Annotated in this window: 1 pseudogene; it reads left to right on the top strand. The window is 63.1% G+C overall.

Annotated elements, in window-relative coordinates:
* Positions 1-279, top strand: a pseudogene (locus EN857_RS34365) (LPS assembly protein LptD); the annotation flags it as partial.

The raw sequence follows: 279 nt of genomic DNA, 5'->3' as shown, positions 1-279 counted from the left end.
GGTATTGACACCACTGCTGGCATTCCAGGGCGATGTTGACTACGTCCGCGCGTCATCGGCTTCGCTCGCGGCCATTCAGGAGCTGGCCGCCAACCCTGACATACATCCCAGCGAAGACATGCGCTCGTCCTTCGCACGCTACATGGCGACCGCCGGGCTCGAGATGAGCTGGCCGCTGTTGTTCTCGCTGGCCAGCGGGTCGAGCCACGTTGTCGAGCCGATGGCTCAGGTGTTCCTGCGCCCGAACGAACAGTATGTCGGCGGCCTCTCCATTCCGAA

Origin of the sequence: Mesorhizobium sp. M4B.F.Ca.ET.214.01.1.1 (genome assembly GCF_004791545.1) — a bacterium.
Lineage (GTDB): Bacteria > Pseudomonadota > Alphaproteobacteria > Rhizobiales > Rhizobiaceae > Mesorhizobium > Mesorhizobium abyssinicae.
Note: the sequence above shows the minus strand (reverse complement) of the source record. Positions and strands in the feature narration are given on the sequence as shown.